Source organism: Dietzia sp. Cai40 (genome assembly GCF_014145165.1).
Classification (GTDB): Bacteria; Actinomycetota; Actinomycetes; order Mycobacteriales; family Mycobacteriaceae; genus Dietzia; species Dietzia natronolimnaea.
The window spans coordinates 1-15,628 of sequence record NZ_JAALEB010000060.1 but is presented as its reverse complement, the minus strand read 5'-3'; the positions used below and the strand labels follow the sequence as shown (position 1 = coordinate 15,628).

General features: G+C 66.4%; 14 protein-coding genes and 1 pseudogene. 8 read left to right on the top strand and 7 right to left on the bottom strand.

Annotated features, from left to right (window positions below; genetic code table 11):
- Positions 1-320 precede the first annotated feature (320 nt).
- The 4 genes from G6022_RS02825 to G6022_RS02810 all read left to right on the top strand — a co-directional run bounded on the left by G6022_RS02825 (position 321) and on the right by G6022_RS02810 (position 4,084).
- Positions 321-614 carry a hypothetical protein gene (locus G6022_RS02825; protein WP_182640168.1) on the top strand — a complete coding sequence of 98 codons (294 nt, stop codon included), beginning with the start codon at positions 321-323 and terminating at the stop codon, positions 612-614.
- A 104-nt stretch (positions 615-718) separates the two neighbouring features.
- Positions 719-1,765: a PDDEXK nuclease domain-containing protein gene (locus G6022_RS02820; protein WP_182640169.1), complete on the top strand. Its 1,047-nt coding sequence runs from the start codon at positions 719-721 to the stop codon at positions 1,763-1,765.
- Between the two features lie 349 nt (positions 1,766-2,114).
- Complete coding sequence (locus G6022_RS02815; RefSeq protein ID WP_007632943.1) at positions 2,115-2,771, top strand: hypothetical protein; 657 nt, start codon at positions 2,115-2,117, stop codon at positions 2,769-2,771.
- Between the two features lie 119 nt (positions 2,772-2,890).
- A complete protein-coding gene (locus G6022_RS02810; protein ID WP_007632942.1) occupies positions 2,891-4,084 on the top strand; it encodes a calcium/sodium antiporter in 1,194 nt (397 codons plus the stop codon).
- A gap of 329 nt (positions 4,085-4,413) precedes the next feature.
- Here the strand turns inward: G6022_RS02810 and G6022_RS02805 are convergent.
- The 6 genes and pseudogenes from G6022_RS02805 to G6022_RS02780 form a co-directional block, all read right to left on the bottom strand.
- Positions 4,414-4,635 (bottom strand): annotated as a pseudogene (locus G6022_RS02805) (FAD-binding dehydrogenase); the annotation flags it as partial.
- A gap of 192 nt (positions 4,636-4,827) precedes the next feature.
- Positions 4,828-5,520, bottom strand: a complete 693-nt coding sequence (locus G6022_RS02800) for a TrkA family potassium uptake protein (protein WP_182640173.1) — start codon at positions 5,518-5,520, stop codon at positions 4,828-4,830.
- Positions 5,486-6,820: a potassium transporter TrkG gene (locus G6022_RS02795; protein WP_347237888.1), complete on the bottom strand. Its 1,335-nt coding sequence runs from the start codon at positions 6,818-6,820 to the stop codon at positions 5,486-5,488. The genes G6022_RS02800 and G6022_RS02795 overlap by 35 nt, the downstream gene beginning before the upstream one ends.
- Positions 6,821-7,002: 182 nt before the next feature.
- Positions 7,003-8,285, bottom strand: a protein-coding gene (locus G6022_RS02790; RefSeq protein ID WP_182640174.1) for an IS3 family transposase whose coding sequence is annotated in 2 segments (ribosomal slippage) — positions 7,003-8,012 and positions 8,012-8,285 — 1,284 coding nt in all. Because the reading frame shifts where the segments join, the coding sequence is not laid out codon by codon here.
- 331 nt (positions 8,286-8,616) lie between these two features.
- Positions 8,617-9,840: an MFS transporter gene (locus tag G6022_RS02785; protein ID WP_182640175.1), complete on the bottom strand. Its 1,224-nt coding sequence runs from the start codon at positions 9,838-9,840 to the stop codon at positions 8,617-8,619.
- Entirely contained in the window at positions 9,840-10,229 is a 390-nt protein-coding gene (locus tag G6022_RS02780) for a metalloregulator ArsR/SmtB family transcription factor (protein WP_063935708.1), read from the bottom strand. Before G6022_RS02780 ends, G6022_RS02785 begins: the two co-directional genes overlap by 1 nt.
- A 99-nt stretch (positions 10,230-10,328) precedes the next feature.
- On the opposite strand from G6022_RS02780, the gene G6022_RS02775 reads away from it, so the two are divergent.
- The 4 genes from G6022_RS02775 to G6022_RS02760 all read left to right on the top strand — a co-directional run bounded on the left by G6022_RS02775 (position 10,329) and on the right by G6022_RS02760 (position 13,501).
- On the top strand, positions 10,329-10,859 hold the full coding sequence (locus G6022_RS02775) for a Chromate resistance protein ChrB (protein ID WP_182640176.1): 531 nt from the start codon (positions 10,329-10,331) through the stop codon (positions 10,857-10,859).
- The gene (locus G6022_RS02770) at positions 10,856-11,284 is read left to right on the top strand and encodes a chromate resistance protein ChrB domain-containing protein (RefSeq protein ID WP_061917796.1); all 429 of its coding nucleotides are present in this window, start codon (positions 10,856-10,858) and stop codon (positions 11,282-11,284) included. The genes G6022_RS02775 and G6022_RS02770 overlap by 4 nt, the downstream gene beginning before the upstream one ends.
- A 34-nt stretch (positions 11,285-11,318) precedes the next feature.
- Positions 11,319-12,746 (top strand): chromate efflux transporter, encoded by a 1,428-nt coding sequence (chrA, locus tag G6022_RS02765; RefSeq protein WP_182640177.1) that lies wholly within the window; start codon positions 11,319-11,321, stop codon positions 12,744-12,746.
- A gap of 194 nt (positions 12,747-12,940) precedes the next feature.
- Entirely contained in the window at positions 12,941-13,501 is a 561-nt protein-coding gene (locus G6022_RS02760) for a recombinase family protein (RefSeq protein WP_182640178.1), read from the top strand.
- 1,623 nt (positions 13,502-15,124) lie between these two features.
- Here the strand turns inward: G6022_RS02760 and G6022_RS02755 are convergent.
- Positions 15,125-15,628: recombinase family protein (locus G6022_RS02755; RefSeq protein WP_182690988.1), on the bottom strand; the 504-nt coding region annotated here is incomplete at its 5' end.

Genomic DNA, 15,628 nt, shown 5'->3' with positions numbered 1-15,628 from the left:
CATCCACGCCGCCACCTCGCCGATCCGCACCCCCGCTTGTTTCTGCACCGCCCGCACGGTGACCTTGTCCCCCCGCGCGACGAGCACCCCATAGGCGTGAGCGATCTTCTCCGACGACGACATGGCGCCCCTTCAGATTCCGTGTTCGGTAACGGGTAACTGGTAACGTATTTTGTTTCCGCTGTTACCCATGATAGGGGACGCCCGCACCCATGTCGAGGATCAAGCGCTGACCGCTACTGAGACGCCAGGCGAACAAAACGGGGCGTCACGAGTCGTGTGGACAATCCCACCTACCACCAACCGAACGGAGAAGGAATATGGATCCGACAATCATCGGACTCACGCTTAGCGTGAGCGCGTACTGCGCAATCGCGGTGACCGTGATGGTCGCTACGCTTGCCGCTCGCGGACATCCCATTGGCCGGCCGGGGCAGTTTGTCGGCATCGCGTCCGGCGTGACCGGCCTGGGACTGTCCGGAGTCGCCATCCTGGCGTCGTCGGCGATCCTGCCGATAGTGGCCGGAGGTGCCATCGGTGCCGGCCTCATCGGCGGCGGCCTCGGCTGGGTCCTGAGCGAGACGGTGAAGGCTCTTCCAGCTGGCAATGATTGAGATCAGGGATGGCCCGGCCACTGCGACCGGGCCATCCCTTCCATCGTCAGCCTCTTACCGACCAGCTTGCTGGGTCCCAGGGGTGCGCCTGCCAGGATGGGCGGGTGAACTCCCGGGACCTGGACCTGCCATCCAACTATGGGCGCCTCGTCGAAGACCTCAAGGACAGGGTCCGACGAGCACAGGTCACGGCGCAGCGCAGGGTCAACACCCAGCTGATCGAGTTGTACTGGTCCCTCGGGCAGGCTGTGCGCGAGGAGAGCGCCCGGCACGGGTGGGGCAGCGGTGTGATTCGCAGGCTCGCCGAGGATCTTCGGGCCGAGTTCCCCCAGATGAAGGGCTTTTCTGCCCGGAACCTGCAGTACATGGCGACCTTCGCCGGCGCCTGGCCCGCCGGGCCAATCACGCAACACCCTGTTGCGTACCTGCCCTGGGGGCATGTGACTGTCCTGCTGGACAAGCTCAGCGCCCAGGACGATCGGGACAAGTACGCCGCCGCAGCCGTCGAGCACGGCTGGTCGCGCAACGTGCTGGCCAACATGATCGCCAGCAGCGCCCTCGAACGCACCGGGGCGGCTCCATCGAACTTTGCGCAACAGCTTGTTGCGCACGATTCCGAGCTTGCCCAGCAGATCGCCAAGGACCCGCTGATCCTAGATTTTCTGGACCTGTCCGGCGAGGTCGCCGAACGCGAGCTCGAGGAGTCCTTGACCGACCGGATCGTCGATACGCTGCGCGAGCTCGGCCCGGGATTCGCGTTCGTGGGAAGGCAGGTCCACTTCGACGTCGGGGGCGAGGACTTCTATGCCGACCTGCTGTTCTTCCACGTCGAGCAATTGCGGTACGTCGTCATTGAGCTCAAGACCGGCAAGTTCAAGCCAGAACACGCCGGGCAGCTGCAGTTCTACGTCGCTCTCGTCGAGGATCGCCTGCGCCGTACCGCGCATGCCCCGACTGTCGGGATCCTGGTCTGCGGCAGCCGCAACGATCGCGTCGTCCGCTACGCGCTGAACCAGGCTGGCGCGCCCCTGGCAGTCTCGACCTTCAGCTACGCGAGCCTGCCTCCCGCCGAGCAGGAGGCGCTACCCAGCGAGGACGATCTCACCGCCGCCCTGGACCAGATCACCGAGGGCGACGAGGGCCACCCGTAAACACGGTTGGAGCACACCGTGGCCCCAATAGGCCTCCTACCTGCCCCTATGTTAGTGCCGATAACTTATCTTATGACAAGCTAACGATGCCGAGTTGTAGATTGTGCGAACTCGACCCCTCCCCGAACTGCCCCTCGCCCGTAGTGCCCGACTGGCCTCGTGACCTGCGCGTGAGCAGGTGCCGGGCCAGCGCTTCCGCCCTTGTTGGACCGTGACCGCCAGCCGATGGCGGGATGGTGGCGGCGCTGCTACCTGCGGCCTCTTGTGCTACCCACTGGCGTCCGGACAGGTGCGGACCTGCGCGTGGCGAGTACAGAACCGAGCCGATCTTCTCCCCGGGCTGGCGCCCGTGAACTGGCCGTATCTGCGCCCCGGACCCCAGCGACGCACCACCTCCGTCGACTCGGGCGCGCTGACCCGGGCCCGCGAAGCGCTCGAGCGGCCCGGCGTGGTGCTGCCTCCGCGCCGCCAGCGGCCCACCGGCCTGGCCAAGCTCGACGTCCCACTCAAGGGCAAGATCGCCGACGGTCCCGCGGAGGGCCGCGCTCTGGCACGCCTCACCGATCTGGGCCTGGGCCAGAAGCTGCGCGCCCTGCTCGCCGAGCCCGACCAGGACGCACCCGAGTGGCTGGCCCGCGCCTGCGTACCGGTCCTGCGCGAGTGGGGCTGGGACGACCGCCCGACCGGTGTCGCGGCGCTACTCACCGGCGAGCACCCGATCCTCGTACAGAGCCTGGCGCGCGCGCTGTCACAGATGGGCCGTATGGACTACCTCGGCGAACTCAGCCGCGACGAGGCGCTCCCGACGGTGACCGCCCAGAACTCGGCCTACCGCGTGGCCCAGCTGTGGGGCACGTTCTCCGGCCCGTCGACAGCGTCCGACGGCCCCGTCCTCCTGGTCGCCGACCTGCTCGGGACGGGGTGGACGATCACCGAGGCAGCCCGGCATCTCCGCTCGTCCGGGGTCCCGGCTGTCCTGCCGCTGGCGGTCGCCTCCGCCGGCTGAATCGCTGCCGGCGCATCGACAAACCGGAGTCCGGCACGGGATCATCGACCCATGGGTAATGCAACGAGGCCGTCACCGCCAGCCGGACCGGGGTTCATCACCACCCGATCGGAGCTGACATGAGTGCCCTGACGGTGGCCGCGCTCGCGGTGGGGTTCGCCCTGCTCATCGGCGGCGGCGAAGTGCTGGTGCGGGGCGCCGGCGGTCTGGCCGCGACCCTCGGGATCTCCCCGCTGGTGGTGGGACTCACCGTCGTCGCCTTCGCCACCTCGGCGCCGGAGTTCGCGGTAAGCGTCGATGCCGCGCTGAGCGGATACCCGGGATTGGCCGTCGGCAACGTCGTGGGCAGCAACATCGCGAACATCCTGCTCATCCTGGGGATGACCGCGATCGTCGCCCCTCTGGTGGCGACGTCCCGGATCGTGCGAGTCGACATCCCCATCATGGTGCTGTTCTCTCTGGTCGTGCTGCTTGTGGCACTCGACGGCACGATCAGCTTCCTCGACGGTCTGCTGCTGTTCGCCGGCCTCGTGACCTATACGACCGCGACGATCGTCATCGCGCGCAAACAGGATGGAGACCGCGCCACCGAGGCATTGGACGCCCCGGCCGGTGACAGCGCGGGCGAGACGACGCCGACCGGGGGCGAGACCTCGCACCCGGTCCTCCTCAACAGCGCTCTCGTGATCGCCGGGGTGGCGCTGCTCGTGATCGGGGCACGGCTACTCGTCACCGCGGCCAGTGATCTCGCGTCGGCCTGGGGGATGAGTGACCTGGTCATCGGTCTCACGGTGGTGGCCGTCGGGACATCCCTTCCCGAACTCGCGACGAGCATGGTCGCGGCGATCCGAGGTGAGCGCGACCTGGCGATCGGAAACATCGTGGGCAGCAACATGTTCAACATCGGTGCCGTTCTGGGGATGACCTCACTCATCGCGCCGATCGAGATCGCGGCCGGGGCCATCCGCTTCGACCTGCCGATCATGCTCGCGGTGTCCCTGGCACTGCTCCCGATCGCCTTCACCGGCCTGGCGATCGCACGGTGGGAGGGCGTTCTCTTCACTGGTTTCTACGCCGCGTACATCGCCTACGTCGTGCTCCAGGCGGCCGACCACGACGCGCTGGGGCCGTTCAGTGCCGCGATGCTGTGGTTTGTCATCCCCATCACCGCTCTGTGGTTGATAGTGCTGGCCACCTACGAACTCGGTGTGCTGCGTGGGCGGGCGCAGACCCGCGGGCGGCCGGTCACAGGTGACAGTGCTGCTCAGGACGCGGCGGCCGGCGGCTCAGGGGCCTCCCCGCCGCGCGCATGACAGCGACGACCGCCGCGCCGGCGGTGCCTGCCTCGATCAGACCTCCCGCGCCATCGCCCGGCCGGCCTTCATCCCCGAGAAGATGCAGCCTCCGAGGAACGTGCCCTCCAACGAGTTGTAGCCGTGCACGCCGCCGCCACCGAAGCCGGCAGCGGGTGCACACGGAAGCCTTCCCAGCGGTCCGTCCCGTACACGTACTCGGCGACGAGCCCGAGGCGGGGCTGTCCTTCGACGCCCAACTCAGGCTGGTCGCGCTGCTGCTCGAGCCTGGCAGCCGCCCTCGACCTCACGGGGCGGCGAGCCTGGCGTGCGTGAGCGTCTGCAGCAGGTCCACGTTCCCAGCCGACGGTGGGGATGATCCGCAGGCCCAGGTCGTGCAGGTATTTTCGCTTCTCCCCGGCGGCGAACTCGACGTACGCCCGCGCCCACTGCCGCGGCCAGTGGCCCTCGGGGCGGTCGAACCCGGCGGAGCCGAGCCAGTCCCGCCACGCCAGCTCGAGGGAGTCGGAGATCCCGATCCGCCGCTGCTCCGGGGTGTCCACCAGGAAGAGGCGGTGTCGTCGCCGACAGAGACCACGCCCAGGTTGGGCGCCAGCGCCGCCCGCCTGGGTCCGCTCCGCCACGTGCTGCGTCCAACCCCACCGAAACTCGACACCTCAGAACCCGGCACCTGATCAGTAGACGGTGTCGCCGAACTGGCCGACTCTGCAACCGGCGGTGTCCGTTCGGCACGCGTGGCGGGGTTAGGCCAGGTCGGCGAAACGCTCGGTGTCGCGGACCTTTCCCGAGACGATGATGGTGTCTCCGGGGTGCAGGATCGTCTCCGCGGTGGCGTAGGTGAAGCCCTCTCCCGGGCGTTTGATCGCCACGACGGTCACGCCGTAGTCGGTCCGGATGGTGGACTGGCCCAGGCTACAGCCCGTGGCGAAGGCGGGGGCGGTGGTCTTGACCATGGCGAACCCGTCATCGAACTCGATGAAGTCGATCATCCGTCCACGGACCAGGTGGGCGACGCGTTTGCCCATGTCGTGCTCGGGACGCACGACATGGTGCACGCCGATCTGGGTGAGAATCCTGGCGTGGGAGTTACTGATCGCCTTTGCCCACACGTTGGTCACGCCCATGTTGATCAGGGCCGAGGCGGTCAGCAGGCTCGCTTCCAGGTCCGACCCGATGCCCACGACCGCCCGGTCGAACTCATGGACCGATAACTGCCGCAGCGATTCTTCGTCGGTGGTGTCGGCCACCACCGCGTGCGTGAGGCGGTGGGCGATCTTCTGCACTACGGTGTCGCTGGCGTCCACGCCCATCACCTCCGCCCCCTGGGCCATCAGTTCCAGGGCGAGAGACTTGCCGAACCGGCCCAGTCCGAGCACGACAACCGCATCGGGGGCACTTCTCTTAGCCAATGAGGGGCCTTTCTGCGGGCAGGTCATACCGGCGTCCACGCTGCCGGGCGGCCAGGGCACTGACCATGGTGATGGGACCGATCCGCCCCAGGTACATCAACCCGATCAGTATCCACTGCCCCCACCCGGGAAGCTGCGCCGTGATTCCGGTGGACAACCCGACCGTGGCGAACGCGGAGGTGACCTCGAACAATAGTTGTCCCAGTCCGAACTCGGTTCCGGCCAGGAGCACGATCGTCGAGACCATCACCAGTCCGATGGCGATCAGTGCCACCGCCAGGGCCTGGCGCTGGACCCGCGTGTCCACCCGCCGGTCCAGGATGGTGACCGACTTCTCGCCGCGGACCTCGGCGATCAACACGAACAACAGCAGGGCGAACGTCGTCACTTTGATCCCGCCCGCCGTGCCGCCACTGCCGCCCCCGATGAACATCAGCACATCGGTGACCAGCAGCGTCGCCTCGTCCATCCGGGCGTAATCCACGCTGTTGAACCCGGCGGTCCTGGGCATCGTCCCCTGGAACGCGGCCACGAGCACCTTGTCGGCCACCCCGAAGGACTGCAGGGTGCGGGTCCACTCCAGCGCCAACACCGCCGCGAACCCAACCAGGAGCAGGCTGACCGTGACGTACACGGTCAGCCGGGTGTGCAGGCTCCACCGCGGGTGTTCGCGCCGCTGCGTGCGGGTATGCCGTACCCGCCGGCCCACCTCGAACAGCACCGGGAACCCCAACCCGCCCAGGACCACCGCCACCATCAATGGCACACAAATCCACGGGTCGGTGGCGAAGCCGATCATGTTGTCGCTGTAGAGCGCGAACCCGGCGTTGTTGAACGCCGAGACCGCATGGAACACCCCCAGCCACCATGCCCGCCACCACGGTTCCTCGTATCCGACCGCGAACCGCAGCATCAGCGCCGCCGCCACCAACGCCTCGATCAGCACGCTCATCCGCACCACACCGATCACGACGTCGCGGACCTGGCCCAGTTCGGCGGCCCTGGCCTCGGCCGTGGTGTTCAGCCGCGCCTTCAACCCGATCCGGTTCGCCAACACCAACCCCACCAACGAGGCCAACGTCATGATCCCCAGACCGCCGATCTGAATCAGACCCAGGATCACCACCTGTCCCAACCCCGACCAGTACACCGGGGTATCGACCACAATCAGCCCGGTCAGGCACACCGCCGACGTCGCCGTGAACACCGCCTCGGTCACCCCGGCACCACTGCCCGACGTCACCGAGACAGGCAACATCAACACCACGGTGCCCACCACGATCGCCGCGGCGAAACTCAACGCGACCACCCGGACCGGACTCGACACCGCCCGGCCCGCCCACCGCGATAACCCAGACGGCGACACCCGCCCATACCCATCCACGACGACAGACTGTAGACCCAGCACGCAGCCGCGCCCCGCAAGAGCCACTCACCCCGACCGACTCCACAACCCCACGGAACCAGGACTACTGTCATGGTGAACCGCCCCAGGTTTCCCGCCGCTCCCTATGTGGGTTGCAACTCTCGGTTGAGAGCGGCGTAGTAACTCAGCTCGAACTCGACGGGCGGGACGTATCCCAGGCTCGAGTGCAGCCGGTCATTGTTGTACCACTCGACCCATGCGGCGGTGGCGTACTCGACGTCGGCAAGCGTCTTGTACGGCCCGTCGTGGAAGATCGACGAGCGGATGCACTCGGCCTTGTAGAGGCCGTTGATCGTCTCCATGAGCGCGTTATCGTAGGCATCGCCGACGCTGCCGATCGACGGTTCGATCCCCTCGAGGGAGAGGCGTTCGGTGAACGCTACAGATGTATACTGGCTGCCTGCGTCCGAGTGGCTGATCAGCGATTTCGGCTCGACTGGGTGCCCTTCGCGGTCGCGTTGCCACAGCGCCATCCGCAGCGGAGTCATGACGAGGTCCGTGGCCATGGAGGTGGCCGCGTTCCACGCCACGATGCGCTGGGCGAACACGTCGACGATGAACGCCACGTAGGTGAAGCCGGCCCACGTTCGGACGTATGTGAAATCGGCGACCCAGAGCCGATCTGGCCGATCCGAGGTGAAGTCGCGATCGACAAGGTCCGGCGCCCGAACACCGTCCGGATCCGAGGAAGTGGTGTACACCTTCTTGGACCGGAGTACGCCTGATAGCCCGAGCGTTCGCATCACACGGTCCACTGCTCCTGGGCTGGCTGTGGTCAGACCGGCCCGGCGCACCTCGGCAAGCATCTTGCGGCGCCCGTTCAGGCCCGCAGGCTGCATCTTCCGCCGCCCCTGCCCATCGGGTTGCCACACGAGCTTGCGGACGGTGTCCTCGACCTCGGCGTCGCTGACGGTCCTGGCCGCCACCACGCGCTGCGGCGAAGTCCACTCGCGGTAGGTCCGTGCGGCAATCTGCAGGCCCGCTTTGCGCAGGCCTCGGCAGATCGACTCGACCGCATGCCCCTCGGACCTCATCTGGTCGATGAACTCGCAGATCACCGGTTGCGGGGGTCGAGCTCCCCCGCGAAGAAAATCGAGGCCCTGCGCATGATCTCCAGGTCCTCGGTCAGCCGCCGGTTCTCGGCCTTGAGGCGCTTGATCTCGGCGCTCTCCTCGGTGCTGACGCCGGGCCGGGTTCCGGCGTCGATGTCGGCTTGCACAGCCCACCTCCGGACCGTCTCCTTGCCCAGCCCCAGACGTCGGCCCACCTGGTCACAGCAGGCCGTCAGCGACGCGTACTCACCGCGGTGCTCGGCCACCATCCGCAGCGCCCGCTCTTTGACCGCGGGATCGATCTTCTTCGGCATACAGCCATCCTCCTCGACTCGAAAAGGAGGCGGCGGGAAACCTGGGGCGGTTCACCATCGATTACGGCAACACAACAGGCACAGCGGAGATCTCCACCGGCGCAAACGACCTCACCTGCCTCACCTCCGTCAAACTCACCTGACACCCCACCGAAGCGCCACCAGCACCTGTCACACCGAACTCCTTCGCGAGAACGCACGGGAGACGGTGAGCGACCGATATCCAGTCGCTGTATCAAGCTTGGGTGTGCACGAGCCGCGCGACTCTCGCCGTTTCAGCGGTCGGCAATCAGCTCCGCCCCCACCCTGAATGGCCGCGTGCCCGCCCCTGCTATCTGGGCCGTAAGGCTGGGCCGTTCGACATTCCCGCAACTGCCGCAGCGATGGCGGCGAGTGCAGCGATCGCGGTGAGTGCGCTGGACGCAAGGGTCAGACTCAATGCGCCCACCAGGCCCGCGACGGGGTAGGTGATGAGGAAGCAGGCGTGCGAGAGAGCGAACTGAGCCGTGTAGACCAGATTGCGGTTCTTTTCGGTGGAGGCGGCGGCGAGCAATCGCGCTGACGGCGTGTTGATCAGGGATGTGCCCGCGCCGAGCGCGAACCACGTGCCCAGTAGCCATCCCCACCCCGTGCCCGATGAGTGCACTGCAACGGTGACCGCCACCGCCACGGTCAGAAAGATCGCGAGCACCGCGATCCCGGCCGCCATCGTGCGGATCACCCCGAGACGTTCGACGAGTCGCGGTGTGGCCACCGCGACCAGAAGAGACCCCAACCCGTAGCACGCCAGGGCGAGTCCGAGGTCGGAATCATCACGGTCCAACACGCCGCGGACATAGACCACGGTGTTGACCATGACCAGCGCAGTACCCGCAGCCACGGCCACGTTGGCGCACATCAGAAACCACAACTCTCTCGTGCGGGCGAACACCGCGGCCCCTTCGCGGAGCCTGCGCCAGAACGGCAATCCGGAGGTCGTGACAGATGCCGCCGGCAGGTGCGCCACAAGCACGAACACGATGGATCCGGCGAACCCGATCGCGGTGCCGACGAACAGGTCATGGAAGCTCACCACGGCCAACATCGCGGCGGCGATAGCTGGCGACAGTAGTGATTCGAGGTCATAAGCCAGCCGCGAGAGCGACAACGCGCGGGTGTACTGACGCTCGTCCGGGAGCACTGCCGGGATCAGGGATTGAAACGCTGGGGTGAACGTCGCCGAGGCCGCTTGCAAGACGAACACCAGGACGTAGATCTGCCACACCTGCTCAACGAACGGCAGGAGTAACGCGACCGCGAACCGGACCAGGTCCGCTCCCACCAGGACGGCTTTCTTCGAAAGTCGATCCACCAACGCCGCCACCACCGGCGCCACACCCACATACGCCACCATCTTGATGGTCAACGCCGTCCCCATCACCGCACCGGCATCGCCTCCGGCCAGATCGAACGCGAGCAGCCCGAGCGCCACCGTCAGCAAGCCCGTCCCCAGCAGCGCCACCACCTGCGCGGCGAACAGCCGGGCGTAGGTGGGTTTGCGAAGAACCCCCACCATCACTGGGGTCCGGTCGACACCACCGGCGGCTGATCGACCGGGACCCGATGGTGGCGGGGCGTGCCCCCGAGGGCATGTTCTGCCTGGAAGATCGCGTCAGAGACCAGCTGGGAGGCGTGCTCATTGGCCAGACGGTAAAACACCCGCTGGCCCTCCTGCCGGCTCTCGACAATCCGGGCCAAGCGCAGCTTCGCCAGATGCTGCGAGATGGCCGCCGGGGTCTTGTCCGCCACATCCGCAAGATGATTCACCGACATCTCCCCCGCCTGCCGCAGCGCGAGGATGATCCGCACCCTGGTGGCGTCGGCCAACATCGCGAACACCTCTACAGCCAGCTCGACGAACTGACTGTCCGGATCAAGACCGCACATCTGCTTATCTGCATCCATACGCAGATTCTTGCACATTGGCACCGCCGACTCGTGGGAAAGGCCCGGCGTGACATAAACCGCTGGCGCCTAGGGTGTAACCGTGGTTTCATTTCGCGAGTGAACGATGCGACCTCCGCGACGCGCGGCCAGTGGGTGCTGCTGAGTTACCGATTGCCTCGGGAACCGTCCACACCTCGGATCACCCTGTGGCGAAAGCTCAAGAAGCTCGGGGTCGCCCAGTTCGCGGACAACGTCGTCGCCCTGCCCGATGACGCCCGGTCGCGCGAACACCTGGAGTGGTTGGCCGACGAAGTGCTCGAGTGGGGCGGCCAGGCCGGGATCTGGATCGCGTCGGCCACCACCCAGGCCCAGGAACTTTACCTCATCGAACAGATGCGCAACGCCCGCGCCGCCGAGTACGCCGAGCTCACCGCCCAGGCAGCCGCGGCCCTGCACGCGGCCGAGGAGGAGCGAGTGAGCAGCCTGCGCCGGTTGCGCAACCAGTGGCGGCAGATCACCAGGCGCGACTACTTCCCCCCACCGGAACGCGCCGTCGCCCACACCGCCCTCCGCCAACTCGCGAGCCCGGACCCGCAGACCGCAGACCACACCCAAACCGACAACACCCAGACGAAGGAATCGCTGTGAAGTGGAGTACCCGCACCGGAATTCACATAGATCGCGCCGCCTGCGCGTGGCTGATCACCCGGTTCGTCGACAGCGAGGCCGAGTTCATCTTCGTCGCCGGACCCGACGACGTGCCGGCAGACGCCACCCCGTTCGACATGCGAGGCGTCGAACTGTCCCACCACAACGGCGACTGCACATTCGAGACCATCCTGCGTCGCTACGACCTGGCCGACCCCGTGCTGTGGCGCATCGCCGAAATCATCCACGAGGCCGACCTCGAAGACGACCGATACGAGGCCCCTGAAGCACCTGGCCTGGACACGGTCCTACGCGGACTGTCCTTGATCGGCGACGACCACCACACCATGGCCGTCACCACCCCGGTCTTCAACGGCCTTTATGAGTACTACCGTCGAAGCCTGCTCGGCGGGCGCCCCGCTTGATCACTCCCACCCATCACCAGAACCGGGACGCGCTATGACCAACGACCGCACCGCCAACAACCCCACCGACACCGAGACACCCTCGGCTCCAACCCGGAAAGCGAGCGGCGATGCGATCCCGCTGAGGGTCGCACTGCGCACCTGGTTCGCCATCAGCCTCCAGACCTTCGGCGGACCGGCAGGACAAATCGCCGTGATGCAACGCGCCCTGGTGGACGAGAAGAAGTGGATCGGCCAGAAACGGTTCCTGCACGCCCTCAACTACTGCATGCTCCTGCCCGGACCGGAAGCCCAGCAGCTGGCCATCTACACCGGATGGCTCCTCAACGGCACCCGGGGCGGCATCGCTGCCGGCACCCTCTTCGTCCTACCGGGCGTGGTGGCCATGCTCGCCCTATCCGGCATCTACGTGGCGTTCGGTGACACCACCGCCGTCACCGCGATCTTCGCCGGCCTGGCACCGGCCGTGGTGGCGATCGTCGCCCAGGCCGTCCACCGGGTCAGCAGCCGAGCCCTGGCCAGTCGCGCACTCGTCCTGCTCGCCGTCGCCTCGTTCCTCGCGCTGTCGGTATTCTCCATCCCCTTCCCCGTCGTGATCATCGCCGCCGCCGCCACCGGCTGGCTCATCGGCCGCGCCCGCCCCGATGCACTACAGAGCAAAACCCCCGCCCGCACCACCGACACCGACGAGACGCCGCCACTGATCCCTGACGATGTGCTGCACGCTGAGCGCCCGACCGCGCGACGCTCCGCAACGGTACTGGCGATCGGCATCGCCGTCTGGGGGCTACCCCTGCTCGCCGTCGCCCTCCTCACAGGCACCGACAGCGTGTTCACCACCCAGGGCATGTTCTTCACCGGCACCGCCCTGGTCACCTTCGGCGGCGCCTACGCAGTCCTGGCCTACGTCGCCCAACGAGCGGTCGAGGTGTTCGGCTGGCTCGCACCCGGGGAAATGGTCCGCGGACTCGCCCTGGCCGAAACCACACCCGGACCGCTGATCATGGTCGTGCAGTTCGTGGCCTTCGTCGGCGCCTTCCGCAACCCCGGAGGCCTGGACCCATGGCTCGCAGGAACCCTCGGAGCCCTAATCACCACCTGGGTCACCTTCGTCCCGTGCTTCGTGTTCGTCTTCCTCGGAGCGCCCTACATCGAGCAACTCCGCAACAACAAAGCACTCTCCGCAGCAATGACCGGCCTCACCGCCGCCGTTGTGGGCGTGATCGCCAACCTCGCCCTCTACTTCGCCTTCCACACCCTGTTCGCCACCACCACCGCACTTCACTGGGGCCCGATCCATCTCGAACTACCAAACCTGGGCACCTGGCAACCAGTCAGCACCGCCATCACCCTCGTCGCGCTGATCCTGGTCTTCGCACTGAAATGGTCAGTCCTTCGCACCCTCGCCGTTTGCGCATCCCTCGGCGCAGCAGCAGCACTCGCCGGATTGCCTCTGCCGTGACAGCACCGTCCCCACCCACTCCGGCCCCGCCTGATGGTGTCGCATTAGACGATCGTCTAACGCGACACTTTCTGAGCGAACGCCCAATCGGAGGCTCGCGCAGGTCGAACACTAACGGCGACTCCTGCCGCTGTGGCGTAGACATGTAGCGCAATAAAGGTGGGCAAGTCACGGTCGTATGCAACACTGCCGTTGTGAAGATCGGCTACGGGCGCGTTTCGACTGAGGAACAGAACGTCGAGACACAACGACAAGCACTGATCGAGCTCGGCGTTGATCCTCGGCGGATCCACCTCGACCGCGGGGTTAGTGGCCGACGGCGTAAGCGTCCGGCACTGGATCGCGCCCTAGCCGAACTGCGCGATGGTGACGAGCTCGTCGTGACCAAACTCGACCGTCTCGGACGATCGCTTCGAGACCTGCTCGACATTGCAGACCAGATACAGGGTGTCGGCGCATCCCTGACTGTCGGGCGGTCTACCTATGACCCGGGCGATCCCGTCGGCGCGATGCTATTCCAGGTTCTGGGTATGGCCGCCGAGTTTGAGGTCGCCATGAACCGCGAGCGCACCCGCGAAGGCGTTGCTCGAGCAAAGGCCGAAGGCAAGTACCGCGGTCGGCAGCCCAAGCTCTCCCCCGCTGACGCCAACAGGCTCCGCCAGATGCACGCCACCGGCGGCTACACCACCGCGGAACTGGGCCGGTTCTTCGGTCTGCACCGCACGTCGGTGTACCGCTACTTGTCCGATGAATAGTGCAAACTCCACCGAGTAGCTAATCCCCGCCCTTGGGCACGGGTACCCCACAGCACCGCTATCGACGGACGGGAAAGACATGTCAAGTAAGGAACCACGGTACGAGATCACCGAAATCAAAGCGTTCCCGGGCACTGAGTCGAAAGCGATCACCAGTAAGCAGCAGGAAGGCTGGGAGTTGGTCTCGCAGCAGCATGGCCGAGTGCGAACGACCCTGAGCTTTCGTAGGCCGAAGCCGCCAGTCCCCTGGAAAATGTGGGCCACGGTCGGCGGCGTCGGCGTTATCCTGGGCAGCATCATTACTGTCGGGGCGCTCCTGGAAGACGACGCCCCGTCTGCGGCAGAAAACACAGCCACTTCGAGCACCGAGCAGCCCTCCCTAGCGGGCCTCGAAGATGATCCCACTTCGGTGCCTGACCTCACGGTCTGCGAAACAGGCCCACTTACCAGGTCATGCAAGTTTGGCCAGACCGCGGTCTACTCCGACACAGTCCGAGGAGGCGAAGTCAAGCTAGAGATCACCGTCGGCGAGCCAGTCGAGTTCACACCGAGCGAGGCTGCGTCGGTCGCACTCGACCGACCGATACAACCCGTAAACGTCTACTTCCCGATCACCATCAGGAACCTATCGCCTGCCCTGCCGGAATCGACCCTTTTCCTTACCCAGGCCCCTTTACCGTGGCGCTCCGGGAGCGAGGCGGTCACCCGCGTAGGGATTCGACCGCCGGCGGAGGTGTGCGGCGAACCCCACCAGCCGACCGGCCCCGAGGCGGCCTCATGGCCGGGTCGCCATCCACCCGGCCAACTATGCGGTGCGCGCGGTCGCGTCCACGGTTTCGCGCCAGCTCACGTGACCGACGCCGTGGTCGGCAAGGTCTACTGGACTGATGCGCGCAACGGCACCGTCTCAGGGTTCGAGGTTCTCTGGCCTGCGGGCGACGGCCGCGCAAGCCGATCGCACTCGGCAGGATGCTCTCGGTTTTACGGTCCGCGGCAAGAAGTCCGGCCATCGTAGTCGCGGACATCGAGACCAGCGTGATTTGTTCGATCGGCCCCTGTCAACGATCAGGCAACCAAGGTGAAGGGACGAAATTACCGTGATCGCCGGCCAGGGCACGGCATCCCGGCGACACTCTTCCGGTGAGCGCGGGCCGGCAGAGTGGGACGCACTGACCAGCGGCCGGGAAGTCGACGTTGTACCGGCACCCTGATACCGGTTGCGCCGCGGCCCCGACACGCGTCGCCCCTGCCGAAGCGTGGAATCGCCGCCGGGAACACTTCAGCGGCCCGAATTGCCCGCCCCCGCCACCGGGTCACTCCGCGAAAGTAGTGTTCTACATCGCCATGTCCATCATGTCCATCATCGGCATTCCACTCATCTGGTGAAACCACGCCATCAGCTGGTGCAGCACGTCGTGCACCTGGCCCATCATGCCCGTCATATCCATCGCGCTTTCCCTTCGAAATCGACACCCTCGACTCTCGAGGTGGCCCCAGTGTCGACTCTCTGCGACGTGGGCGTGGCGCATCGGCGCCGCAGTCGGTTTTCTTCATCAAATCTTCGTAAACTTAACCACCCGTTTTCCTTCGATGTGGCAGGGCTACTGCAAGGTCGGCCACCCATCAACAACTACGCCCCCGGCGCTGCAGGGCCCGGTAGAGCGTGGAACGTCCAATCCCAAGGTCTCGGGCGATCGCCGTCGGCCCCTCCCCCGCCGCAACGCGGGTGCGGGCGTTGTCGATCTGTTCGTCGGTCAGGACGCGTTTCCGTCCCTTGTACTTGCCTTTCGCCTTGGCGATGGCGATGCCCTCGGCCTGGCGCTCACGGATGATGGCCCGCTCAAACTCGGCAAACGCCCCGAGTAGCGACAGCATGAGGTCGGCTCGAGGATCCTGGGCACCAGCGGCGTAGGTGGCCCGCTCGTGTACGAACTCCACGCTCGCGCCCTTCGCGGTGACCTCACCAACGATCTGCTTGAGATCGACTAGGGAACGGGCGAGTCGGTCCATCGACGCGACCACCAGCTCGTCACCGTCCCGCAGATACCTGATGCACTCGGCCAGCTTCACCCGATCGGCACGAGAGCGTGCGGACTGCTTCTCGACGTAGACGCGGTCGCACTCCCC